Source organism: Alkalilimnicola sp. S0819 (assembly GCF_009295635.1).
GTDB lineage: Bacteria > Pseudomonadota > Gammaproteobacteria > Nitrococcales > WHIW01 > S0819.
The window spans coordinates 100,576-123,875 of the sequence record NZ_WHIW01000007.1 but is presented as its reverse complement, the minus strand read 5'-3'; the positions used below and the strand labels follow the sequence as shown (position 1 = coordinate 123,875).

Below are 23,300 nucleotides of genomic sequence, written 5' to 3'. Positions count from 1 at the left end.
CCTGCCTCAGGGCAGGCACGGTCGCCGATAAATAATCAATTTGGAGGAGACGAGCCATGAAGCTCAATCGCACCCTATTGAAAACCGTCGCCGCCGGCGCCGCCCTGGCCCTGTCCGTGAGTGCCGCCGCCGAAGAGCGCGTGCGCCTGCTCACCGCCCCCACCGGCTCCATCGTGCACACCACCGGCTCCGCCATCGCCAGCGTAGGCTCCCGGCACACCGACATGACCGTGCTGGCCGCTCCCATGAGCGGCCCCCAGGTCTACGTACCCCAGGTGAACAACGGCCAGGCCGAATTCACCCTGATGAACGCCGCCGACTCCTACAACGCCCTGCGCGGCGGTACCGGCTACCGCACCCCGCAAAAGAACCTGCGGGTGGCCGCTGTAGGCTTCACCAACGAACTCGGCATCATCGTCAACCGCGACTCCGACATCCGCAGCGCCGAAGACCTGAGGGGCCGACGCGTGACCGGCGTGTTCTCCGCCCACAAGACCTGCGAGCAGTTGGGCACCGCGCAGCTGGCCAATCTGGGCCTGAGCTGGGATGACGTGCAGGTGGTCCCGGTGACCCACTCCCGCACCGCCGTGCAGGCGCTCGCCGACGGCCGCGCCGAGGTGGCCATGTGCGTGCCCCTGGGCCAGGCCATCGTGCAGGAGGTGAACGCTTCCAAGCCGATCCGCTTCCTCAGCCTGAACGACTCCGCGGAAGCCGTGAAGGCCACCCGCGCGCACTTCCCCGCCGGCGTGATCCGCGCCTACAAGGAAGGCGCCAATGTGGGCGTGCTCTCCGACATCAACGTCTGGAGCTACCCCTTCTACCTGGTGGCCGGCGCCGACGCCTCCGATGACGCGGTCTACAAGCTGGTGAAGGCCATCTACGAGAATGTGGACCAGCTGCGCGAGGTGAGCGGCGTGTTCAAGCGCTGGATCCCCGAGCAGATGGTCAACGCCGAGCTGACCCTGCCCGTGCACGAGGGCGCCCGTCGCTTCTATGAAGAGAAGGGCATGTGGAGCACGGCGGTGGAAGCCTCCCATCAGGAAAACCTGAAAGCCGCGCAGTAACTGCTGACACAGCAGGAGACCCCACATGGTAACGAAAGCCGAAAACGGCGCCGTGGTGGCGTCGAGCGCGCGCCTGCGCGGGCCCTGGCTGTGGCTGGCCCAGGCACTCCTGGCCGCCATTCCAGTGTTCGGCATGGCCTATGCCTTCAACATTACCTCCTACTTCGGCTACGCCATGTGGGGTCAACAGGCGGCACTGGCGGTGCTGGGCCTGGGCTTGAGCGCGACTTTCCTGCTCAAGCCCGCCGGCAGCGCCATCCTCAGCGAGGACGGCCCGGGCCGTCCTCCCCTCTACGATATTCTCCTGGCCGCGCTGGCCGTGGCGCTGTGCGCCCAGACCGCCATTCGCTACGAATGGCTGGTGGGCATCGGCTACCTCGGCAACGGCCAGGAGTATTACTTCAACATGACCGCGGCCGCGCTCACGCTGCTGCTGGTGATCGAGGCCCTGCGCCGGCTCACCGGCTGGGCCATGGTCATCCTGGTACTGGCGGCGCTGAGCTACGCGCTGGTGGCCGACAAGATGCCCGGTGCCTTCCAGGGCAGCGCCCAGCAGGTCGACTTCTTCCTGGGCTTTTTGCACCTGGACACCTCCGGCATCCTGGGCACGCCGCTCGCCGTGGTGGTGAGCACCGTGATCGCCTACGTGCTGCTGGGCAACGCCCTGTTCCGGCTCGGTGGCGGGCAGATCTTCCTGGATCTGCCGCTGGCCGCCATGGGCCGCTACCGGGGCGGCTCCGCCAAGGCTTCGGTGCTGGCCTCCTCGCTGTTCGGCTCGATTTCCGGCAGCGCCGTGGCCAATGTGGCCACCACCGGCATCGTCACCATCCCGCTGATGCAGCGCACCGGCTACAAGGGCCACCAGGCGGGCGCCATCGAGGCGGTGGGCTCCACCGGCGGGCAGCTCTTGCCGCCCATCATGGGGGCGGCCGCCTTCATCATGGCGGAGTTCCTGGGCATTCCCTACACGGAAGTGGCTCTGGCGGCCCTGCTGCCGGCGATCCTGTTCTACATGGCACTGCTGGTGCAGATCCACCTGCACGCGGCGCGCAATGGTCATCGCCCCCTGAGCCGTGAAGAGCGCCCCGACGCCGGCGCCACCTTCAAGAAGCACTGGCCGTACCTGGTGCCCATCGTCATGCTCATGGTGCTGCTGTTCGGCTACCGCTGGCGCCCGGAACAGGCGGCCTTCGCCAGTCTGATCGCGGTGATCGCCGCCGCCGCCTTCGTGCGCGAACATTCCATACGGCCCAGGGCGCTCTATCGCGTCCTGCAGGGCACCGGGCGCAGCCTGCTCGACATCATCGCCATCACCGCGGCGGCGGGCATTATCGTCGGCGTGCTCTCCACCACGGGGCTCAGCTTCTCGCTGGGCCTGAGCATCGCCGAGGCGGCGGGCTCCATCCTGATCGTGCTGCTGGTGATCGCGGCCGTCACCGCCATCGTCTTCGGCATGGGCATGCCCACCACGGCGGTGTACGTGCTGATGGCCACCCTCATCGCCCCGGCCCTGGTGGCCGCGGGGGTGGAACCGCTGGCCGCGCACCTGTTCGTGCTCTACTTCGGCGTGCTCTCCATGATTACCCCGCCGGTGTGCCTGGCCTCCTTCACCGCCGCTTCCATGGCCGGCGCGCCCTTCATGCGCACCGGCTGGAGCTCGCTGCGCTTCGGGCTGGTGGCCTTCATCGTGCCGTTCATCTTCGTCGCCTCGCCGTCGCTGCTGCTGCAGGGCGAGGGCTGGATGGAGACCGCCATCGCCTTCAGCACCGCCGTGATCGGCTTCCTGATGCTGGCCGCGGCGGTGGAGGGCTATCTGTTCGGCGTTATCGGCCGCGCCCTGAGAGCACTGTCACTGGTCGGCGGGCTACTGCTGATCATCCCCGAGAACGGCCGCATCGTGCCGCTCGGTTTCCACACCGACAAGGTCGGCCTGGCCCTCGCCCTGATCGCCCTGACCTGGGCCTGGTGGCAGAGCCGCGCTGACCGTAGTGGTGCCGCCGGCGCTGTAAAAGCGCGCGGCTGACGTTTTACCAGAGGAGAACCGTCATGAGTGCAAACCCCAAGCCGCTTGCAGGGCAGCCGTCCGTGCGCCCCGAGGACATGGTGGACAACCGCCTGGAAGACGGCATCTTCCGGGTCGATCGCAGCATCTACACCGACGAAGCCCTGTTCGAGCGGGAGATGAAGCAGATCTTCGAGAACGACTGGGTGTTCCTGTGCCATGAGAGCCAGGTGCCCAACACGGGTGACTACTACTCCACCTTCATCGGCCGTCAGCCGGTGCTGGTGATCCGCGACAAGGAAGGCAAGCTCAACGGCTTCATCAACGCCTGCGCTCACCGCGGCGCGGTGCTGACCGAGCGCCGTCAGGGCAACGCCACCACCCTGCGCTGCCGCTTCCACGGCTGGTGCTTCAACACCCAGGGCCGCTGTACCCGTATCAAGAACGAGAAGACCGGCTGGCCGGAAGGCGCCGACAAGGCCGAGCGCAGTCTGAAATCCATCGGCAAGCTGGGCAGCTACCGGGGCTTCGTCTTCGGCAGCCTCAACGCCGATGTGCCGGAGCTCGAGGACCATCTGGGCGAAGCCAAGCCCTTCATCGACCTGATCGCCGACCAGTCCCCCGAGGGCGTCGAGGTGATCGGCGGCCACTCCGACTACATCATCCGCGGCAACTGGAAGATGCAGGCCGAGAACGGCGTGGACGGTTACCACGTGAGCACCGTGCACCGGGTGTTCGCCGCCACCGTGATGCAGCGCGAGGAGCGCGAGGGCCGCGAGGGCACCGCCAAGACCGAGGCCGGGCGTATCGCCGGGATCGTGCCCACCGGCTGCTACGACCTGGACAACGGCCACATGTTGATCTGGGCCGGCCGCGCCACCCCGGAAGTGGGCCCGCTGTGGCAGTACCGCGACAAGCTGCTGGAGCGCTTCTCCGAGGACAAGGTGCGCTGGATGCTGGAGCGCGGGCGCAACCTGTGCCTGTTCCCCAATATGCTGCTCATGGACCAGCCCTCCACGCAGATCCGCGTGTTCCGCCCACTGTCCGTGGACCGAACCCTGGTGACCGTGTACTGCATCGCGCCCAAGGGCGAGAGCAAGGAAGGCCGCACGGCGCGGATTCGCAAGTTCGAGGACTTCTACATGGTCACCGGCATGGCCACGCCCGATGACCTGGCGGCGCTGGAAGACTGCCAGATCGGCGCCCACGGCGAATTGTCCCGCTGGACCGACGTCACCCGCGGCCTGTCCAGCATGCAGGAAGGCCCGGACGGCCCGGCGCAGGAACTGGGCATCAAGCCGGTGAGCAGCAACAGCGACTGGGACTTCGAAACCCTCTATTACAGCTTCTACCGCAAGTGGTTGAAGCAGATGATCAGCGACGAGAAAGGGGCCTGAACCAATGAGTGAGAAATTGCAACTGTGGGCCGACGTGAACGACCTGCTGGCCCTGGAAGCCGATCTGATGGACCGCAAGCAATGGCAGGACTGGGTGAACCTGTACACGGAAGACGCCCTGTTCTGGATGCCCGCCTGGCGCAACGAGGACAGCTTCACCGAGGATCCGGAAACGGAGTTGAGCCTGATCTACCTGCCCAATCGCGGCATTGCCGATCGGGTATTCCGCTTCACTTCGGGGGACTCCTACGCCTCCACCCCGCTGCCCACCACCAGCCATACCGTGGGCAGCGTACGGGTGCTGGCCGATGACGGCGAACACGTCACCGTCAGCGCCAAGGCGAGTGTCATCACCATGGACCCGCGCACCGGCGTGACCCCGCGGGGGGTGTGGTACGACATGAAACTGCGCCGAGTGGACGGCGAACTGAAGATCGCCGTCAAGAAGGTCACCATGCTGGAGAAGACCATCGACGGCACGGTGGACGTCTACAACGTCTGAGGAGACTGGCATGCTCGCACTCTGCAAGACCGCGCCCCAGGTCGATGGCCTGGAGCTGCGGGAAGTCCCGGTGCCGGATCCCGGCGCCGGCGAGCTGCGGCTCAAGGTCAAGCTCGCCGGCGTCTGCGGCACCGATATGCACATTTACCACTGGGCGCCGCGCATGGCGCGGCGCATGGTGCTGCCCCGGGTCATGGGCCACGAGGTCTGCGGCGTGGTGGATACCGTGGGCGCGGGCGTGAGCGGCTTTGCCGTCGGCGACCAGGTCAGCCTGGAGAGTCACATCTCCTGCGGCCACTGCCGCCCCTGCATGCTCGACCAACGCCATCTATGCGCCAGCACGACCTACCCCGGCATCGACATCGACGGCGGCTTCGCCGACTACGTGGTGGTGCCGGCCAGCATCGCCTGGAAAAACCCGGCGGGCTTCCCCGCCGAGCGCTCGGCCATGATGGAGCCCTTCGGCATCGCCGTGCACGCCTGCCACGAGGGCACCGGGGTGTCCGGCCAGACCGTACTCATCAACGGCTGCGGCCCCATCGGCCTGATGGCCGTGGGGGCCGCCAAGGCTCTGGGTGCGCGCAAGGTCATCGCCTGCGATCTCAATCCCCTGCGCCTCGCCAGCGCCGAGCGCATGGGCGCCGACGTGCTGGTGAACCCCGGCCAGGGCGGCGATCTGGTCAAGGAGGCGAAGGCCCAGACCCGGGGCGAGGGCGTGGACGTGGCCATGGAGTTCAGCGGCTCCGAGCCGGGCCTGCGGGCCTCGCTGGATTCCCTGCGCCGGGGCGGGGACTATCGCCTGATCGGCGCGCCTTCCCACCCGGTGGAGCTGGACCTGACCACCTGGCTGCGCACCGGCCCGACCATCCGCAACATCCACGGCCGGCGCATCTGGCGCAGCTGGCAGCAGGCCGTGGACCTGATCGACGCCGGCCTGGTGGACCTGGACCCACTGGTCTCCCACGTGATCCCGCTGAAAGACGCCCACGAGGCCTTCGAGCTGGTAATCCGCGGCGAGGCGGTCAAACCGCTGCTGGCCATGAATGACTGAACGGGGGAACAGCCATGGGCCTGCCCAAATACCGCATCACCTGTGTCTTCGAGGACGGAGCCACCCGGCGCTTCGAAGCCACCGCCATCGACACCGTCTACACCGCCGCCCTGCGCAGCGGTCTTATGCTGGAAACCGACTGCCGGGAGGGAGCCTGCGGCGTCTGCATGGCCCATTGCAATGAGGGCGAAGGCGATATCGGCGATATCAGCGACGAGGCCCTCTCCCCGGAGCAGGAAGAGGAAGGCTACGTGCTTACCTGCCAGTTCCGGCCGCAATCGGATCTGGTACTGGCGTTCGGCTATCCGCTCTCGCTGCTGAACAAGGAAGTCACCACCCTCCAGGCGAAGGTGGAGGCCCTGGAGCCGGTAGCCGACGCGGTGATGCGCCTGCAACTCAGCACCGCCGAGGAGCCGCCCGCCTTTCTGCCCGGGCAGTACATGAACATCACCATTCCCGGCACGGCGCAGGCGCGCAGCTACTCCTTCGCCAACCCCAGCGCCGAGCCGGGCAAGATGGAATTCTTCATCCGCCTGCTGGAGCAGGGCGCGATGAGCGATTACCTGCGTGATCGCGCCGCCGTGGGTGACGAGATCCAGCTGCAGGGCCCCTACGGCCAGTTCTTCCTGCGCAAGCCCCGGGCGGGGCAGGTGCTGATGATCGCCGGCGGCACGGGGCTTGCCCCCATGCTGAGCATGCTCGAAGAGCTCGCGCAGCTGGACGAGCGCCCGCAGGTCACCGTGCTCTACGGCGCCAACCAGCCGGGGGAGCTGTTCGGCCGCGAGCGCATCGAGGCCTATGGCGACTGGGTGCGGCTGCACCGCATCGTGGTGACCGGCGACCAGCACTGGGACGGCCCCACCGGCTTCGTCACCGATCTGTTGAGCGAAACCACGCTGCCGGATGCCGCCGCCACCGACGCCTACCTGTGCGGCCCGCCGCCCATGATCGAGGCCGCCGAGCAGGCACTGGCCGAGCGGGGCGTGCCCGCTGACCGGGTGTTCGCCGAGAAATTCCTGCCCTCGGGGAGTTAAGCCATGCACCCGGCACTGCAGCGGCTTTTCGCGCTGGACGAGCGCACCGCGCTGGTCACCGGCGCGGCCCGCGGCTTCGGCCTGGAGATGGCCCGGGCCCTGGCCCGGGCCGGCGCCCATGTGGTGCTCAACGACCTCCGCCCCGAGGGCCTGGAGCAGGCGGTGGACACCTTGCGCGGCGAAGGGCTGAGCGTCTCCGCCAGCGCCTTCGACGTGGCCGACGAACAGGCCGTGAGCGAAGCCGTCGCCGCCATCGGCCGCGCACGGGGCCTGGATATTCTGGTCAACAACGCCGCCATCCAACAGCGCAAGCCGGTACTGGCGTACAGCGCCGCCGAGTGGCGGCGGATCATCGACACCGACCTCACCGGCTGCTTTCTGGTCGCCCAGGCCGCGGCGCGCATCATGCAGCCCCGGGGCTATGGGCGGATCATCAATATCGCCTCCATTGTCGGACGGTTGGGCAAGGCGCAGCTCGCCCCCTACAGCAGCGCCAAGGGCGGGCTGGAAGCGCTCACCCGGGTGCTGGCGGTGGAGTTCGGCGGCGACGGCATCACCGCCAACGCCATAGCCCCCGGCTACTTCGAGACCGACTTCAACGCCGCCCTGCTGGAGAACGCCGAGTTCGTCGCCTGGGTGCGGGGCCGCACCCCCGCCGGGCGCTGGGGCAAGCCCCAGGACCTGGTGGGCGCGGTGCTGTACCTGGCATCCGCCGCCGGCGCCTATATGAACGGAAGTGTACTCACCATCGACGGCGGACTTACCGCCGCCCTGTGAGTTCGCTATAGTCCCCCATGGAAAAACGATAAAACGCCTATCCAAGGAGGCCATCGTGAGCTACAAACTGACCGCGCTCCTCACCGCCGCCGCGCTGACCCTGGGCAGCATGGCGGTACAAGCCAAGGACCTGCGCCTGGGCCTGATCACCCCGCCGCCCCATGGCTGGACCGTGGAAGCCAAGAAACTGGGCGAATCCCTGGAAGCCGCCACCGACGGCAAGTACACCATCAACGTCTTCCCCTCGGGCCAGCTGGGCAACGAGGCGCAGATGCTGCAGCAACTGCAGACCGGCGCGCTGGACATGGCTTTCATGACCATGGCCGAGGTCTCCAACCGGGTGCCCAATATGGGCGCGTTCTTCGCCCCCTATCTGGTGGAAGACATCGACCAGGCCGCGAAACTGCTGCAGAGTGACGCCGCCTACGCCATCCTCGACGAACTGCCGGGTCGCGTGGGCGTCAAGGGCCTGGGCTACGGCATGGCCGGCCTGCGCCAGCTGAACAGCACCTTCGAGGTGGACAGCGTGGACGATCTGCGCGGCAAGAAGGTGCGCATCACCCCCTTCGCCCCCACCCGCGACTTCCACAACCTGCTGGGTGTGGCCGCCACCCCCATGCCGCTGCCGGCCGTGTATGACGCGCTCGCCAACGGCCAGGTGGACGCCATCGAGATGGACGTGGAGAACATGGTGAAGCAGAAGTTCACCGACGTGGCCCCCCACGTGATCCTCTCCCGCCACATGATGTTCCCCATGGTGGCCGTGGTCTCGCCGCGCACCTGGGCGCAGATGTCCGCCGAGGAGCAGCAGACCCTACAGCGGCTCACCCGCGAGCACCTGGTCTCGCTGCTGGAAGACAACGCCCGCCTGGAGAAGGAATGGAGCCAGGAGTTGCGCGAGCGTGAAGGCGTGACCGTGGTCGATGTGGGGCCGGAATTCTTCGGCGACGCCATCGAGCAGTGGTACGACAGCTGGAGCAAGAAAGCGCCGGCGCTGAAGTCGCTGCAGCAGGAAGCCGCCAGCTACCGGTAGCAGGCCACGCGGTAACGACCCGCCCGGTGCGCCGCAGGCGCGCCGGGCGCTGCCCGAGTAACACCCATGACCGAAGCACCTCGCCACCAGCGCGCATCGGGCCTGCCGCGCCTGATCTATGCGCTGAGTTTCCGGCTGGCCGCGGTGGAGAAAGTCGCCGCCGCGCTGCTGATCGCCGCCGTCGCCCTGCTGATCCTGCTCAACGTCTTCACCCGCTACGTGGGCTACGCCCTGTACTGGGTAGATGAGCTGGCCATCTACGCCATGGTCTGGTCGGCCCTGGTGGCGGGCTCGCTGAGCGTGCACCTGCGCTCCCTGGTGAGCGTCACCCTGGTGCTGGACATGCTCCGCGGCACCCCGCGCCGGGTAATCAACCGGGTGAACGATCTGCTGATGTTCGGCTTCGGGGTGTTCTTCATCTGGCTGTGCTGGATCTGGTTCAGCCCCATCCAGTTCTATCAGGCCGGCTTCGACCCGGGCGAGTTCGCCATGAGCACGGGGCAGTTCATCTACGGCGAGCCCACCAACACGCTGGGCATCAAGAAGGTCTGGCTGTGGCTGATCATGCCGGTGTTCGCCGTCACCTTCACCGTGCATGCCCTGGCCAATGTGCTCGAAACCCTGGGGGCGCGGAAATGATCGGCGCGATCTTCGTCTTTCTGCTGCTGCTGGGCCTGCCCATCGCCTTCGTGCTGGCACTCACCGCCATCGCCTATATCTACGCCTCGGGCAACGAGGTGCTGCTGCTCTCCTACGCCCAGCAGATGTTCGCCGGCCTGGAGAGCTACGGCCTGCTCGCCATACCGCTCTTTATGCTGGTGGGCGAGATCATGCACGAGAGCGGCATTACCCGGCGGCTGATGAACGCCGCCCAGGCCTTCATCGGCACCCTGCGCGGCGGGCTGATGTACGTGAACCTGCTGGCGAACATGATGCTCGCCTCCATCCTCGGCTCGGCCGCGGCCCAGATCGCCATCATGACCCAGGTGATGGTGCCCGAGATGGAGAGAAACGGGTACCGGCGCGCCAATGCCGCGGCCACCACCGCCGCCGCCGGGCTACTCTCGCCCATCATTCCGCCGTCGATGCTGTTCGTCATCTACGGCGTGCTCGCCCAGGTCCCCATCGGTGATATGTTCATCGCCGGCATCATCCCCGGGCTGATGATGGGCGTGGGCTTTCTGCTGGTGGTGTTCATTCTCGGCCTGATCAACCCCTACCCCCGGGGCGAGAAACGCAGCTGGCGCGAGCGCGGCCAGGCCATCGCCTACGGCCTGCCCGCGGGGCTGGTGCCGCTGCTGATCGTCGGCAGCATCGTCGGCGGCTTCGCCACCGCCACGGAATCAGCGGCCATCGCCGCGCTGGCGGCCTGGATCGTCGGCCAGTTCTTCTACAAGGACTTCAAGCTGCGTATGTTCGGCCGGGTGCTGTACAAGGCGGCCATCAACGCCTCGATGATCCTCATGCTCATCGCCACGGCGCAGCTGTTCGGCTGGGTGATCATCTTCGAGAACGTCCCGCAGCTGGTCTCCGACTGGATGCAGACCGTGGCCACGAACCCGATCAGCTTCATGCTGCTGGTGATCGTCATGCTGGTGGTCATCGGCTGCGTGATCGACGCCATCGCCGCGCTGATCATCGTCGTGCCCATCCTGCTGCCCATCGCCACCGGGGTGTACGGTATCGACCAGTATCAGTTCGGCGTGGTGGTCTGCATCACCCTGGTGCTGGGGCTGCTCACCCCGCCGGTGGGCACGGGGCTGTTCATCGCCGCCTCACTGGCGGAACTGCGCCCCGGCGACATCTTCAAGGCCATCTGGCCGTTTTTGTTGTCGACCGTGATCGTGGTGCTGTTGCTGGCGATCTATCCCGGGTTCGTCACGGCGTTGCTGTAAGGCGTTTCGCGGGGGGCGAGCAAGCCACCACAGAGGGCACAGAGGAAAGACAGGGCTGGAAAGGGGATAGAGCACGGCTTCAAACCCTCTGTGCAACTTTGTGCCCTCTGTGCCTCTGTGGTGAAAAGGCCGATACACCCCCACTGACGCACCGCCGCAAGTCTTTGTAATCAACAGCGTATGCGTTAGTATCTTGCGCCTGCGCGGCCGGACGCTACCGACCGCGTTTTTTTTGCCGGAAATTTTCCGGCCAAGGGGGATACGCAGTCTCCACAGGCCCGGCGGCCCGCGCCCCGCGTTGTCCGCGCCGACCTGTGTACGCCGCGCTCCCGCCACAAACCCGAGCCGGCAGGGCGACTTGCCGGTTCACCGCGGCCCCAGGCCGCGGCCATAACGAACCGTGTAAAAGACGGAGAGCAGATTATGGCAATACGTGTAGGCGTGCCCCGGGAAACCCAACCGGGCGAGCGTCGCGTCGCCCTGGTCCCGGGCGTACTCAAGCAGCTCGACCAGTTGGGCGTCGAACTCCTGATGGAGAAAGGCGCCGGCGAACAAAGCGGTTTCGACGACGCCGATTACGAGGGCGTGAAGCTGGTGGATTCGGCGGATGCCGTGTACCAGGAAGCCGATATCGTCTTCAAGGTCCAGCCCCCCTCCGATGAAGAGGCCGCCAAGCTCAAGGAAGGCAGTGTGCTGCTGGGCTTCCTGGCGCCCCATACCGGTGACGAGCGCATCAAGAAGCTCCAGGAGCGCAAGATCAGCGCCTTCTCCATGGAACTGGTGCCGCGCATCTCCCGCGCCCAGAGCATCGACGCGCTCTCCTCCCAGGCCTCGCTGGCCGGCTACAAGGCCGTGCTGATGGGTGCCGACCTCTCCCCGCGGCTGTTCCCCATGCTCACCACCGCCGCCGGCACCGTGCGTCCGGCCAAGGTCGTGGTGATCGGCGCCGGTGTGGCGGGCCTGCAGGCCATCGCCACCGCCAAGCGCCTGGGCGCGATGGTGGAAGCCTATGACGTGCGCTCCGCCACCAAGGAGCAGTGCGAGTCGCTGGGCGCGAAGTTCATCGACACCGGCGTGAAGGCCGAAGGTGAAGGCGGCTACGCCCGCGAACTCACCGATGAGGAAAAGCAGCAGCAGGCCGAGGTGCTCGCCGACCACATCAGTGTGGCCGACGTGGTGGTCACCACCGCCGCCATCCCCGGTCGTCCGGCACCGAAGATCATCGACACCAAGACCGTGGAGCGCATGAAGCGCGGTGCGGTGATCGTCGATCTGGCCGCCGAGACCGGCGGCAACTGCGAGCTGACCCGCGCCGGCGAGACCGTGGACCACAACGGCGTGATCGTCCACGGCCCGACCAACGTCCCCAGCCGCGCGGCCTACCACGCCAGTGAGATGTATGCCCGCAACCTGCTGAACCTGATGAAGCTGATCGTGAAGGACGGCGAGCTGAACCTGGACTTCGAAGACCAGGTGATCGCCGACTCCTGCCTGACCCACGGCGGCGAGATCAAGAACGGCCCGGCGCGCGAGCGCGTCCAAGGAGGCAAATAATGCTCATCGAAGGTTACACCGCGCTGTATATCTTCATGCTCGCGGCCTTCACCGGCTACGAGGTGATTGCCAAGGTGCCGGTCATCCTGCACACCCCGCTGATGTCCGGCTCCAACTTCGTCCACGGCATCGTGCTGGTGGGCGCCATGGTGGCCCTGGGGCACGCCGAGGGTGTCGCGGAGCAAGTGGTCGGCTTCATCGCCGTGATCCTGGCCGCGGGCAATGCCGCCGGCGGCTACGTGGTCACCGAACGCATGCTGGAAATGTTCAAACCCAGCAAGAAGGAAGAAGGGGGTGAAGCGTGAGCATTAACTTCATCGTCCAGATCAGCTACTTCCTGGCGGCTGTTCTTTTCATACTCGGCCTGAAGGGGATGACCTCCCCCAAGACCGCCCGCCAGGGCATCGTCTGGGCCGGCTGGGGCATGGTGCTCGCCACCGCGATCACCTTCATCCACCCCACCCTGCTGCACAGCGACGGCATTGCGCTCAACTACGTGCTGATCGTCGCCGGTATCGCCATCGGCGGTGGCTGGGCCTGGATGTCCGGCAAGAAGGTCGCCATGACCGACATGCCGCAGATGGTGGCGCTGTACAACGGCATGGGCGGCGGTGCGGCCGCGGCCATCGCCGCCGTGGAGCTGATGAAGGCCTCCAAGGTGCTGGTGGACGGCGAGCTGATCTGGCAGAACATGAAGCTGGATCACGCCATCCTCGGCCTGTTGGGCGCGCTGATCGGCACCGTGGCCTTCTCCGGTTCGCTGGTGGCCTGGGCCAAGCTCGATGGCCGCATGAAGCGCAACAAGGTGGTGCCCCAGCAGCAGCTGGTGAACATCATCGTCTTCGTGGCCACCATCGCCGCGGGCCTGTGGGCCTTCTTCGCCGGCAGCGAGCAGGCGATGACCGCCATCGTGCTGTTCTTCGTGCTCGCCCTGGTGCTGGGTGCGTTCATCGCCATCCCCATCGGCGGCGCGGACATGCCCGTGGTCATCTCCCTGTTCAACGCCCTCACCGGTCTGGCGGTCGGCTTCGAAGGTTATGTGCTGGGCAACCCGGCCATGATCATCGCCGGCACCGTGGTGGGCGCGGCGGGCACCCTGCTGACCCAGCTGATGGCCAAGGCCATGAACCGCCCGATCAGCAATGTGCTGTTCAGCGGCTTCGGCACCACCGCCGGCCCCGCCGCGGAAGGCCCGGAAGGCGAGATGAAGGAAGCCCAGGCCGAGGACGTGGGCATCATGATGGCCTACGCCGAGCAGGTGGTGATCGTGCCCGGCTACGGCATGGCCGTGGCCCAGGCCCAGCACAAGATCTGGGAACTGGTCGAGCTGCTGCAGGACAAGGGCGTGACCGTGAAGTTCGCCATCCACCCGGTGGCGGGCCGCATGCCCGGGCACATGAACGTGCTGCTGGCCGAGGCCGGCGTGCCCTACGACCTGATCTACGACATGGAAGACATCAACGCCGAGTTCTCCAAGACCACCGTGTCCCTGGTGATCGGCGCCAACGATGTGGTCAACCCGGCGGCCAAGGACGACCCGAGCAGCCCGATCTACGGCATGCCCATCCTCAACGTCATGGAGTCGCAGAACACGATCGTCATCAAGCGCGGTCGCGGCACCGGCTTCTCCGGCGTGGAGAACGGCCTGTTCTTCGCCGACAACACCCGGATGCTGTTCGGCGATGCGCAGAAGATGGCCGGGGAACTGATTCAGACGGTGAAGCAGTTCTGAGGCCGGCCGGGCTCCGGAGCATTGAGAGGCCGCCCTTCGGGGCGGCTTTTTAGCGTCTGTCATGGCACCAACGCGGGCTGGCAGCACGCCGCACGCATACGTTTATCGACAGAAGCCTGCTGCTCAACAAAACTACCACCAACAATAACGTCCCCTACGAATCCCTGGAGCCAAAATCATGGTTCGCAACTTCCCGCTCAATTGGCACATGGGCACTGATACCAAGCGCCGCCACGGCAGGCCTGCGCCTCGTGCCACCACCTGGCTTATGCTCGGCGGCCTGTTGTCAACAACGGTCGTCGCCGTGGCAGACGAGGCGGTGTGGACCGGTGGCGGCATGAGCGCCAACTGGAGTGATTTCGGTAACTACCAAGGCGGATCCCGTATAAGAAACGGCGAAGACCTCAGATTCCTGGGCCCCGGAAACGCCAGCAGTCACAACGACTTGCTCTTCCTCGCGCCAAGGGACCTGCGCTTCGATGCCGCCGCACCGAGCTTCACCCTCACGGGAGAGGCGTTCTCCCTGGAAGGCAGCATCTACAACGATACGAACAAACTGCAGACAATCGACACCTCACACATCGAGTTGCGCCGCAACGCAACGAAGACCATATCCAATGCCGCGGGCGGCACGCTGACCTTCACCGACAACGGCGCGGAACTGCGCAGCCCCGGCGAGATGACGGTCACCTTCACCGGGGCCGGCACCACCAACATGAATCGGCGCTTCTACAACAACCTGGGCCGCCGCTTGGACATCGTCAACGCTGGCGGCACCCTCAACCTGAACCACGATGCCAATGGCTACACCAGCCTGACCATCAACGCCGGCACCGTAAACACTGGCGTGTCGGGAGCCCTGGACGGCAGCGCGGCACTGCGGATCGATAGCGGCGGTACCCTGAACCTGCAGGGCCACGACCAAACGGTGGGCAGCCTCAACGGCGACGGCAATATCAGCCTGGGCGCTGCCATACTGACGGTGGACGAATCCGCCAGCAGCCTTTTTGACGGCGTCATCAGCGGCACCGGGGCATTGGTGAAAGTGGGTAGCGGTAGTCACACCCTCCGCGGGCACAATATCTATAGCGGTGGCACCACGGTCGGTGCCGGCACCCTCATCGGCGATACCGACAGCCTGCAGGGGGACATCTCCAACAACGCCACCCTGGTCTTCGACCAGGCCGCCGACGGCAGCTACGGGGATGTGATCAGCGGTACCGGCGCCTTGACCAAACGGGGCGTGGGCAGTGTCACACTCACCGGCGCCAACAGCTACACCGGCGGCACCATCATCACGGCGGGCACCCTCATCGGCGATACCGACAGCCTGCAGGGGGACATCACCAACAACGCCATTCTGGTCTTCGACCAGGCCGCCGACGGCAGCTACGCCGGCTCGCTCAGCGGCACCGGAGAGATGCTCAAACGTGGTGCCGGCACCGTGACCCTGTCCAGCGCGGGCGGCCACGCCGGCAACACCACCGTCAACGGCGGCACGCTTGTGTTCGGCGGCGACGCCCTGCAGCTGGGTGCGCTTGATCTGGCCGGCGGCGATCTGCAGCTCTCCCCCGGCGATGGCAATGCCGAGGCCGGCGCGGTGAGCATTGCCAACGGCAGCACCCTCGGCATAGGCGCGGGCGACTGGGCGCGGATCGACTCCCTGGCCGGCGCCGGCACGGTACTGCTGGCCGACGAAGACACTCTTCTCTCGGTCGTTGGCGCCGCCGATACCACCTTTACCGGCACGATCAACGGCGACGGCGGTCTCTCCATGACGGGTGGCGGCACGCTCACCCTTCAGGGCCGCAACCATCTGCTGGGGGGCGTGCTCAGCGTTTGCGGCTGCAGCGGCGACCCGGCCGGGCTGCTTATCGACGGCGGCACCCTCACCGCCGGCTCGGGCACCGGTGTCGCCAATGGCCTGCTCCAACTGAGCAACAATGCCCAGCTCATTACCGGCGATCTGGAGGTCAGCCCGCTGGGGCGGCTGGTGGTGGAGGCCGGCGCGGAGCTGAGCATCGCCGGTCTCGGACTGATCAACGACCAGGGGGTGTTGGTGGCCAACGGCACAGTAGGCAATCTGCTGGTGGACGAGGGCGGCACCGTAATGGGCGGCGGCACGGTCAGGGGCCTGGTCGCCCTGCAAGGCGCCACCCTCGCCCCGGGCAATTCCATCGGCGCCCTCACGGTGGATGGGGATCTGATCCTGAACGCCGGCAGCCGCTATGAGGTGGAGGTAGACCCGGCGGGCAGCGCCAGCGATCGCATCCACGTCACCGGCGATGCGATGCTGGCCGGCGGGGTGCTCCACATCGGCGAGAACGGCGCCTATCGTGCCCAGAGTGACTACACCATCCTCACCGCCGACGGCAGCATCAACGGTGGCTTCGATTCGGTGAGCAGCGCCTTCGCCTTCCTGGACCCCAGCCTCGGCTACAGCGCCCATGCGGTCACCCTGACCCTGGCGCGCAACGACACCGACTTCGCCGATGCCGCCCGCACCCGCAACCAGCGCCGCGCGGCAAACGGCGTGCAATCGGTGGGCGGCGGTGATGCCTACAGCACCGTGCTGGGGCTCTCCGATCCCCAAGCCCCCGGCGCCTTCGACGCCCTCTCCGGCGAGGCCCACGCCAGCAACCAGGGCGCGCTGCAACAGCAGACCCGCGGCCTGCCCCGGCGAGGGCTTGCCGCGCTGCGCGGCAATCTCGCCGCCGGCCTGCGCCCCGGCGCGCCCACCGCCAGCGCCGGCGACTTCGTCCCCGCCGCCGCCCTGCCCCGCTCGGCGGCCTATCCGCTCTGGCTGGAAGCCCGGGGCGAGCGCGCGCGCCTGGAAGGCGACGGCAACGCCGCCCGTCTGGAGCAGCGCAGCCACGGCCTGCGCCTGGGCGGCGACCTGCCCGTGGGGGACTGGCGCCTGGGCGGGGCCTTCGGCTATGCCGATCAGGATCTGCGGGTGCAGAATCGTGCCGCCGAGGCCGAGGCCGACAGCTACCAGCTCGCCGCCTACGCCGGGCGGGCATTCGCGCTCGGCAAGGGCCGGGCACATCTGATCGGCGGCGCGAGTTGGGCCCATCACGAGATCGACAGCAAGCGGCGGGTGGTCTTTCCCGGCTTCAACGAGACCCTGCGCGCCGACTACCGCGCCGAGACCCGGCAGCTCTTCGCCGAAGCGGGCTATACGCTGCCCCTCACCACCGCACTGGGCCTCACGCCCTATCTCGCCCTGGACTGGAGCGAGCAACGCCATGAGGCCTTTCAGGAGAAAGGCGGCGGCGCCGCCCTGCGCGCCGAGCGCGGCCGCAACCAGGTCAGCACCGCCACCCTCGGGCTGCGGGCAAGTCAGCAATGGGAATGGCGTAATCAGGAAGGCGTGCTGCAGGCGGATCTGGGCTGGCGTCACGCCGAGGGGGATCTGGCCGCCGAGTCCGAGCACCGCTACGCCGGCGGTCAGCGCTTCACCGTCAGCGGTGCCCCCATCGCCCGGGACGCCGCCGTACTGGGCCTGGGCCTGAACATGGTCCTGAGCGATGCCGCCGCCCTGGGCCTGCGCTACGACGGCCAATACGGCGCCGGCGACCGCGAACACAGCGCGCAAGTCAGCCTGCGATGGCGCTTCTGAAGGCTTGCATGGTCGCCCTTCCAGGGACTTACGTGACGTGCCCATTCGCGACTATACTGCGCAGGCGCTTCAACAATAGAAAAAGACGATAACAACCATGCTTCGCATCGCTCGCAACCTCTGGCCTGCCCTGGCCCTGCTGTCGGCCCCAATGGTTTCCGCCGATGAGATCATCAACGATGATCTCATCGTCCAGGGCTCCGCCTGCTTCGGCACCGCCTGTGAAGACGGTGAGGATTTTCAGTTCGACACGCTCAAGCTGAAGGCCCCGGAGCCGCGCCTGCTGATCCAGGACACCAGCGCCGGCGCCTTCCCCACCCATGACTGGGCACTGGGGTCGCGGGGTGACGGCAGTGGCGTGAACAGCTATTTCTATCTGGAAGACGCCGTTGCCGGCGTGCCCGTGCTCAGCCTGTACCGCGATGGCAGTATCACGCTGGGCGCCACCGCCGCCCGGGAGGCGGGGGCCATTTCCGTGGGCAGCCCCGGTAACGAGCGGCGGATCGCCCATGTGGCGGATGCCACCGTTGATCACGACGCGGTCAACCAGCGCCAGTTCGAAGCCTTCAAGACCGCCACGCTGGCCACCATTGACGACCAGACCGCCGCCATGACGGCTTCGCTGACCACGCTCAGCGAGCGCATCAACGCCCTGAACACCCGGGCGAACGAGCTTGCCGCCCGGCTGCAGGCCCTCGAGGAAAGCAGACCCGCCATCGTGTACCGTCCTTGAGGCCCCGGAGCGCCCAATGCTGAAACATTCATACCGCTCTCTGGCGGCCGCACTATTGCTGGCCTTCGCCGGCGCCGCCCACAGCGATGATGTGCGCCACGACGATCTGATCATTGAGGGTTCGGGTTGCGTGGGCGTGGACTGCGTGGACAACGAGGATTTCTCGGCCGCCTTCTTCAAGCTGAAAGAAAACAACCTGCGCCTGCGCTTCACCGACACCAACACAATCCAGCCCCAGGAAGACGGCACCTGGTCGGTGGAATTCAACAGCAGCACCAGCGGAGGCAATGACTACGCAAGCTTCCGCATGCGCGACGGCGTCACCGAACAGCTCAGCGACGGCACCGCGCCGGACTTCGCCTTTTTAGGGTGTCCGGCGCACCCCGGCGGGAGGATCCCGGCCGGCGAACCGGTGGTGAATCCCGATTGCGAGGTTCAGTACGTCACGTTCGAAGCCCCCGTCATCACCCTCGGCACCGCCGGCGACCGCAGCGTCATTCTCGGCATGGACAGCGCGGGCGTTCCCGGCGAGGTCAGCGTGGGCAGCCCCGCCAAACCTCACCGCCTGGCCAATGTGGCCCTGGCCCTGGCGGCCACCGATGCGGTGATCAAGGCGCAGCTGGACGCCGGCGTGCTGGGCGATTATGCCGCGCAGGTGGATGCCCTGAACCGGCAACTGGATACGCTTTCGGCGGAACTGGACGCCCTGGAAGCCGGCATCCGCGCGGAGGAGCGCCGCAACAGTGGCGGCGGCGGCAGCCTCTCGCCGCTGACGCTCGCCGCCCTGCTGCTGACCTGGCTGGTCTGGCGCCGACGCTTAACCCCCTGAAGCCTGCCCGGCCGCAGCGCCTTGGGCAGGCTCATGAATCCGCATTTTCGGCTCGTCTGGAACTACCGCCGGCAGCTGTGGCCCCTTGCCCTCGAACTCGCCCGAAGCCGCCCACGGCGCGCCTCGTACGGCGCAACGGCACTCACGAGGCCCCGCCGGGCAGAAAACGCGCCACCATCCACCGTACCAGCGTCTCACGGCCCAGCGCCGACCATTCCAGGCGCTGGAAATCCTCCCCGGCAGCGTAAAGGATCGTTTCATTACGGCGGCCTATCCGGCTAAGGTTGTCGGGATACGCCGCCAGGGGCAAGTCAGCCAGGAACCGCCAAGATGAATCAGGACACCGCCGCCCGGGAGTTGTGGAACTTTGCCGTCGCCGTGTACGAACGGGACGGCGTGAAGGCGGCCTGCCTGCGAGTGCAGGCCCGCTACGGGGTGAGCATCAGCACCCTGTTCGCCGCCGTGTGGACCGGCAGCCATGGCTATGGCCGCCTGGGCGCCACCGAACTGGAGGACACCGCCCGCCGCGCCACCGAATGGCACCGGGACGTGATCCAGCCGATCCGCGCCCTGCGCCGCCAGCTGCGCCAGCAACCCCCGCAGGGCGTGGAGGACGAAACCTACCGCCTGCGCAAGCAGCTGCTGGAGCGGGAGCTGGACGCCGAGCGCATCGAACAGAAGCTCTTTCTGATGGACTTCCCCCAGGGGCTCCCCTGCGCGCCCATCGGTGAGCGCTGGCGCGACGCCAGCCATAATGCCGTGCTGTTGATGCGCAAGTACTGCCCCCGCGCGGAAGCCGAGGCCGTGGAAGATCTGAGCCTGATCCTCCAGGCCGCCTGCCCGGGGCGCAGTGTCGCGGATCTGCAGGCGGAAACCGCGCGGGTCTGGCGCGGCGCGTAGCCCATCGCCCGCCGGCGGCTAGACCCCCAACGCTGCCATGGCGGCATTGATCGCTTGCAAGCGCTGGCCGTCGCCGCCGCGATCCGGGTGGTGGCGCATGGCCAGGCGCCGGTACTGGCGCTTGATATCGGCCGCCTCCACCGGGTCCTGCAGCTCCAGCACGGCCAGTGCCTCGGCCCGGGCGTCGCGCCCCTTGAAGGCTCGCCAGAAGGCGCCCAGCATCTCCAGCACCTGCGCCTCGTCCACATTGTCCCGGTTGCGCAGGTCCAGGTAGAAATCGGCCAGCGAATCGGGCGCCGCGGGCAAGCCATCGCCGGCCCCCCGCTCCGCCGTGGGCAGCAGCTTTATCCGCAGGCAGTGTATTTGCAGGCCCTCGTCGGCGAGGCGCTCGCGCAGGCGGTACAGGCTGTGGAACAACAGAAAGTGCGTGCGGTAGAGGCTGAGCGGTTCCGAGAGCGCTCCCGGGGCGAAGCCCTCCACCTCGGCGGCCTGCAGCGCCCGGATCAGCGCGAACTCGCTCAGCCCCGCCGGGTGGGCCCGCAGTTGCGCCTCGATAGCCCCGAGGAGAACATCCCAACTGTCCCATGACTGTGACATGTGTCCAGTGTAACGTACTCCGCTGAAGCCTGCGGCGACGAGAAGTCAAGCACTTATGCACACCACCGTCGCCGCCGTCCGCACGGCCCGGCAACAGCCCCTTGGACAAGGCCTGAAATTAACTCAAGATGCTGTTTTTTCTGGGCATTATGGAAATTGGCGAGTTTCTGAACAATCTAAGGGAAAGCCGCCAGTGACCGCCATTTGCGGCGTTTCCCCAACGGTCTTCCACAGACTTATCCACAGGTTTTGTGGACAAGTAAGGTTTTTGAAACACTGTGAGACAGTTACGTGACTTCAGCTAAGAAACCGCTTGAACGGCGGCTCGTAAATCACCCGGCTGACACGCCGCGAAAACCCTGGACACCTCGTGCCTGAACCCCTGGTACAGATTGCCGTCCCGGCGCCGCTGCACGGCTACTTCGACTACCGGCTGCCGGCCGGCGCGCCGATGCCCGCCCCCGGCGCTCGTGTGGAAATACCCTTCGGCCGGCAGCGACTGATCGGCGTGGTTCGCGCGCCGGTCGCCCACACCGACACGCCGGACGCCCGCCTGCGCGCCCTGCACCGGGTGCTGGACCCCGACGAGCCCTGCCTGCCCGCGGAGCTGGTGGCGCTGGCCGAATGGGCCGCCGCCTACTATCACCACCCCCCGGGCGAGGTCTTCCAGACCCTGCTGCCGGTGCTGCTGCGCCAGGGCGAGGCCGCCGAGGCGCAGCAGCTGCAGCACTGGCGCTGCACCGCGCAAGGCCAGCAGATTCCGCTGAAGCAGCTGCGCCGCGCGCCGCGCCAGGCGGCATTGCTGCAACGCCTGCGCGCCGCCGATCAAGCGCTCTCGCCCAGCAGCCTGCCCGAGGAAGGCGATTGGCGCGGTGCCTTTCGCGCGCTGGTGGAAAAAGGCCTGGCGGAAGCCCTGGAGCGGCCGGGCTACGGCCTGATCGAAGGCAGTGGCGAGAGCGTCGCCCCGGCGCTGAACGCCGAGCAGCAGGCCGCCTGCGAAGCGCTCCTGGGGCAGGCGGCGGGCTTTCGCGCCAGCCTGCTCGATGGCGTCACCGGCAGCGGCAAGACCGAGGTATACCTCGCCGCCATCGGCGAGACCCTGGCCGCCGGCCGCCAGGCCCTGGTGCTGGTGCCCGAGATCGGCCTCACCCCGCAGCTGCTCGACCGCTTCCGCCGCCGCTACGCCGTGCCCATCGCCGTGCTGCATTCGGCGCTCAACGAGCGCGAACGCCTCAACGCCTGGCTGGCCGCCGCCCGGGGCGAGGCGCGGCTGATCATCGGCACGCGCTCGGCGGTGTTCACCCCGCTCGCCGAGCCCGGGCTGATCGTCGTGGACGAGGAGCACGACCTGTCCTTCAAGCAACAGGACGGCTTTCGCTACTCGGCACGGGATCTGAGCCTGGTGCGGGCACGCAAGCTGGATATCCCCATCATCCTCGGCTCGGCCACGCCCTCCCTGGAGAGCCTCGCCAACGCCCGCGCCGGGCGCTACCAGCACCTGCGCCTTTCTCGCCGGGCCGGCGCGGCCCGACCACCGCGCTTTCAGGTGCTGGATGCCCGGGGCAAGCCCCTGGAAGGCGGGCTCACGCCCCAACTGATGGAAACCATGCGCCGGCATCTGGACCAGGACGGCCAGGTGCTGCTGTTTCTCAACCGCCGCGGCTTCGCCCCGGTGCTCATGTGCCACGAGTGTGGCTGGGTGGCTGGCTGCCCCCGTTGCGACGCGCGCCTGACCTGGCATCGCCGGGCCGGCCGCCTGCGCTGCCACCACTGCGGCCACGAGGCGCGGCTGCGCCCCCACTGCCCCGACTGCCAGAGCGTGGACCTGCGCCCCATCGGCCAGGGCACCGAGCAACTGGAGAGCGTGCTGCGGGAGCACTTTCCCGAGCAGGGCGTGTTGCGCATCGACCGGGACAGCACCCGACGCAAGGGCGAACTGCAGCGCCTGCTGGAGCAGGCCCACGCCGGCGAGGCCCGCCTTCTGCTCGGCACCCAGATGCTCGCCAAAGGTCACGACCTGCCCAACATCACCCTGGTGGGGATCATCGACGCCGACCAAGGCCTGTTCGGCGCGGATTTCCGCGCCCCCGAACGGCTGGGCCAACTGGTGGTGCAGGTGGCCGGCCGTTCCGGCCGGGCCGAGAAGCCCGGCGAAGTCGCCATACAGACCCACCACCCGGATCACCCCCTGCTGCAGGTACTGATCCACCACGGCTACGAACGCTTGGCCGAGCAGCAGCTGGCCGAGCGCCGCGCCGCGGGCCTGCCCCCCTACGCCCATCTGGCCCTGCTGCGGGCCGAAGCCGTGGACCCGGGGCCGCCGGAGGACTTCCTGGAAGCCGCCCGCCGCCAGGCCGATGCCTTGGGCCTGCCGGGCGTGCAACTGCTCGGCCCCGTCCCCGCCCCCATGGAGCGGCGCGCCGGGCGTTACCGGGCGCAGTTATTGCTTCAGGCCTTCGAGCGGCGAGATCTGCACCGCCTGCTGGGCGTGTGGGTGGCGGGTCTGGGCAAGCTCAAGGAGGCGCGCAAGGTGCGCTGGTCCATGGACGTGGACCCGCTGGAGATGCTCTGAGCCGAG

The 23,300-nt window shown here is 67.4% G+C and carries 20 protein-coding genes; 19 read left to right on the top strand and 1 reads right to left on the bottom strand.

What is annotated here, in order from left to right:
- Window positions 1–56 precede the first annotated feature (56 nt).
- The 18 genes from GBG68_RS08165 (at window position 57) to GBG68_RS08085 (ending at window position 20,125) form a co-directional block, all read left to right on the top strand.
- The gene (locus GBG68_RS08165) at window positions 57–1,064 is read left to right on the top strand and encodes a TAXI family TRAP transporter solute-binding subunit (protein WP_152146444.1); all 1,008 of its coding nucleotides are present in this window, start codon (window positions 57–59) and stop codon (window positions 1,062–1,064) included.
- A gap of 25 nt (window positions 1,065–1,089) precedes the next feature.
- Window positions 1,090–3,087, top strand: coding sequence for a TRAP transporter permease (locus GBG68_RS08160; protein WP_152146443.1), 1,998 nt, complete (start codon window positions 1,090–1,092; stop codon window positions 3,085–3,087).
- A gap of 23 nt (window positions 3,088–3,110) precedes the next feature.
- The gene (locus GBG68_RS08155) at window positions 3,111–4,463 is read left to right on the top strand and encodes an aromatic ring-hydroxylating oxygenase subunit alpha (protein ID WP_226801732.1); all 1,353 of its coding nucleotides are present in this window, start codon (window positions 3,111–3,113) and stop codon (window positions 4,461–4,463) included.
- A 4-nt stretch (window positions 4,464–4,467) separates the two neighbouring features.
- Window positions 4,468–4,965 (top strand): aromatic-ring-hydroxylating dioxygenase subunit beta, encoded by a 498-nt coding sequence (locus GBG68_RS08150; RefSeq protein ID WP_152146442.1) that lies wholly within the window; start codon window positions 4,468–4,470, stop codon window positions 4,963–4,965.
- A 10-nt stretch (window positions 4,966–4,975) separates the two neighbouring features.
- Window positions 4,976–6,016, top strand: coding sequence for a zinc-binding dehydrogenase (locus tag GBG68_RS08145; protein WP_152146441.1), 1,041 nt, complete (start codon window positions 4,976–4,978; stop codon window positions 6,014–6,016).
- A 14-nt stretch (window positions 6,017–6,030) separates the two neighbouring features.
- A complete protein-coding gene (locus GBG68_RS08140; RefSeq protein WP_152146440.1) occupies window positions 6,031–7,050 on the top strand; it encodes an FAD-binding oxidoreductase in 1,020 nt (339 codons plus the stop codon).
- 3 nt (window positions 7,051–7,053) lie between these two features.
- Complete coding sequence (locus tag GBG68_RS08135; protein WP_152146439.1) at window positions 7,054–7,827, top strand: SDR family NAD(P)-dependent oxidoreductase; 774 nt, start codon at window positions 7,054–7,056, stop codon at window positions 7,825–7,827.
- A gap of 55 nt (window positions 7,828–7,882) precedes the next feature.
- Complete coding sequence (locus GBG68_RS08130) at window positions 7,883–8,860, top strand: TRAP transporter substrate-binding protein (RefSeq protein WP_226801731.1); 978 nt, start codon at window positions 7,883–7,885, stop codon at window positions 8,858–8,860.
- Between the two features lie 66 nt (window positions 8,861–8,926).
- Complete coding sequence (locus GBG68_RS08125; RefSeq protein ID WP_152146438.1) at window positions 8,927–9,499, top strand: TRAP transporter small permease; 573 nt, start codon at window positions 8,927–8,929, stop codon at window positions 9,497–9,499.
- Window positions 9,496–10,755: a TRAP transporter large permease gene (locus GBG68_RS08120; RefSeq protein ID WP_152146437.1), complete on the top strand. Its 1,260-nt coding sequence runs from the start codon at window positions 9,496–9,498 to the stop codon at window positions 10,753–10,755. Before GBG68_RS08125 ends, GBG68_RS08120 begins: the two co-directional genes overlap by 4 nt.
- 423 nt (window positions 10,756–11,178) lie before the next feature.
- Window positions 11,179–12,309 carry a Re/Si-specific NAD(P)(+) transhydrogenase subunit alpha gene (locus GBG68_RS08115; RefSeq protein ID WP_152146436.1) on the top strand — a complete coding sequence of 377 codons (1,131 nt, stop codon included), beginning with the start codon at window positions 11,179–11,181 and terminating at the stop codon, window positions 12,307–12,309.
- Complete coding sequence (locus GBG68_RS08110) at window positions 12,309–12,614, top strand: NAD(P) transhydrogenase subunit alpha (protein ID WP_152146435.1); 306 nt, start codon at window positions 12,309–12,311, stop codon at window positions 12,612–12,614. The genes GBG68_RS08115 and GBG68_RS08110 overlap by 1 nt, the downstream gene beginning before the upstream one ends.
- 2 nt (window positions 12,615–12,616) lie before the next feature.
- On the top strand, window positions 12,617–14,041 hold the full coding sequence (locus tag GBG68_RS08105) for an NAD(P)(+) transhydrogenase (Re/Si-specific) subunit beta (RefSeq protein ID WP_152146474.1): 1,425 nt from the start codon (window positions 12,617–12,619) through the stop codon (window positions 14,039–14,041).
- 178 nt (window positions 14,042–14,219) lie between these two features.
- Entirely contained in the window at window positions 14,220–17,663 is a 3,444-nt protein-coding gene (locus tag GBG68_RS08100; protein WP_152146434.1) for an autotransporter domain-containing protein, read from the top strand.
- Window positions 17,664–17,760: 97 nt separating this feature from the next.
- Window positions 17,761–18,396, top strand: a complete 636-nt coding sequence (locus GBG68_RS08095) for a hypothetical protein (RefSeq protein WP_152146433.1) — start codon at window positions 17,761–17,763, stop codon at window positions 18,394–18,396.
- 16 nt (window positions 18,397–18,412) lie between these two features.
- The gene (locus tag GBG68_RS08090) at window positions 18,413–19,225 is read left to right on the top strand and encodes a hypothetical protein (protein ID WP_152146432.1); all 813 of its coding nucleotides are present in this window, start codon (window positions 18,413–18,415) and stop codon (window positions 19,223–19,225) included.
- A gap of 33 nt (window positions 19,226–19,258) precedes the next feature.
- Window positions 19,259–19,507, top strand: coding sequence for an ESPR-type extended signal peptide-containing protein (locus GBG68_RS14720; protein ID WP_226801730.1), 249 nt, complete (start codon window positions 19,259–19,261; stop codon window positions 19,505–19,507).
- A 48-nt stretch (window positions 19,508–19,555) separates the two neighbouring features.
- The gene (locus GBG68_RS08085; protein ID WP_152146431.1) at window positions 19,556–20,125 is read left to right on the top strand and encodes a TIGR02444 family protein; all 570 of its coding nucleotides are present in this window, start codon (window positions 19,556–19,558) and stop codon (window positions 20,123–20,125) included.
- An 18-nt stretch (window positions 20,126–20,143) separates the two neighbouring features.
- On the opposite strand, the gene GBG68_RS08080 is transcribed toward GBG68_RS08085, so the two are convergent.
- Window positions 20,144–20,722 (bottom strand): DNA-J related domain-containing protein, encoded by a 579-nt coding sequence (locus GBG68_RS08080; protein WP_152146430.1) that lies wholly within the window; start codon window positions 20,720–20,722, stop codon window positions 20,144–20,146.
- A gap of 370 nt (window positions 20,723–21,092) precedes the next feature.
- On the opposite strand from GBG68_RS08080, the gene GBG68_RS08075 reads away from it, so the two are divergent.
- Window positions 21,093–23,294 carry a primosomal protein N' gene (locus tag GBG68_RS08075; protein ID WP_152146429.1) on the top strand — a complete coding sequence of 734 codons (2,202 nt, stop codon included), beginning with the start codon at window positions 21,093–21,095 and terminating at the stop codon, window positions 23,292–23,294.
- The last annotated feature ends 6 nt before the right edge of the window (window positions 23,295–23,300 follow it).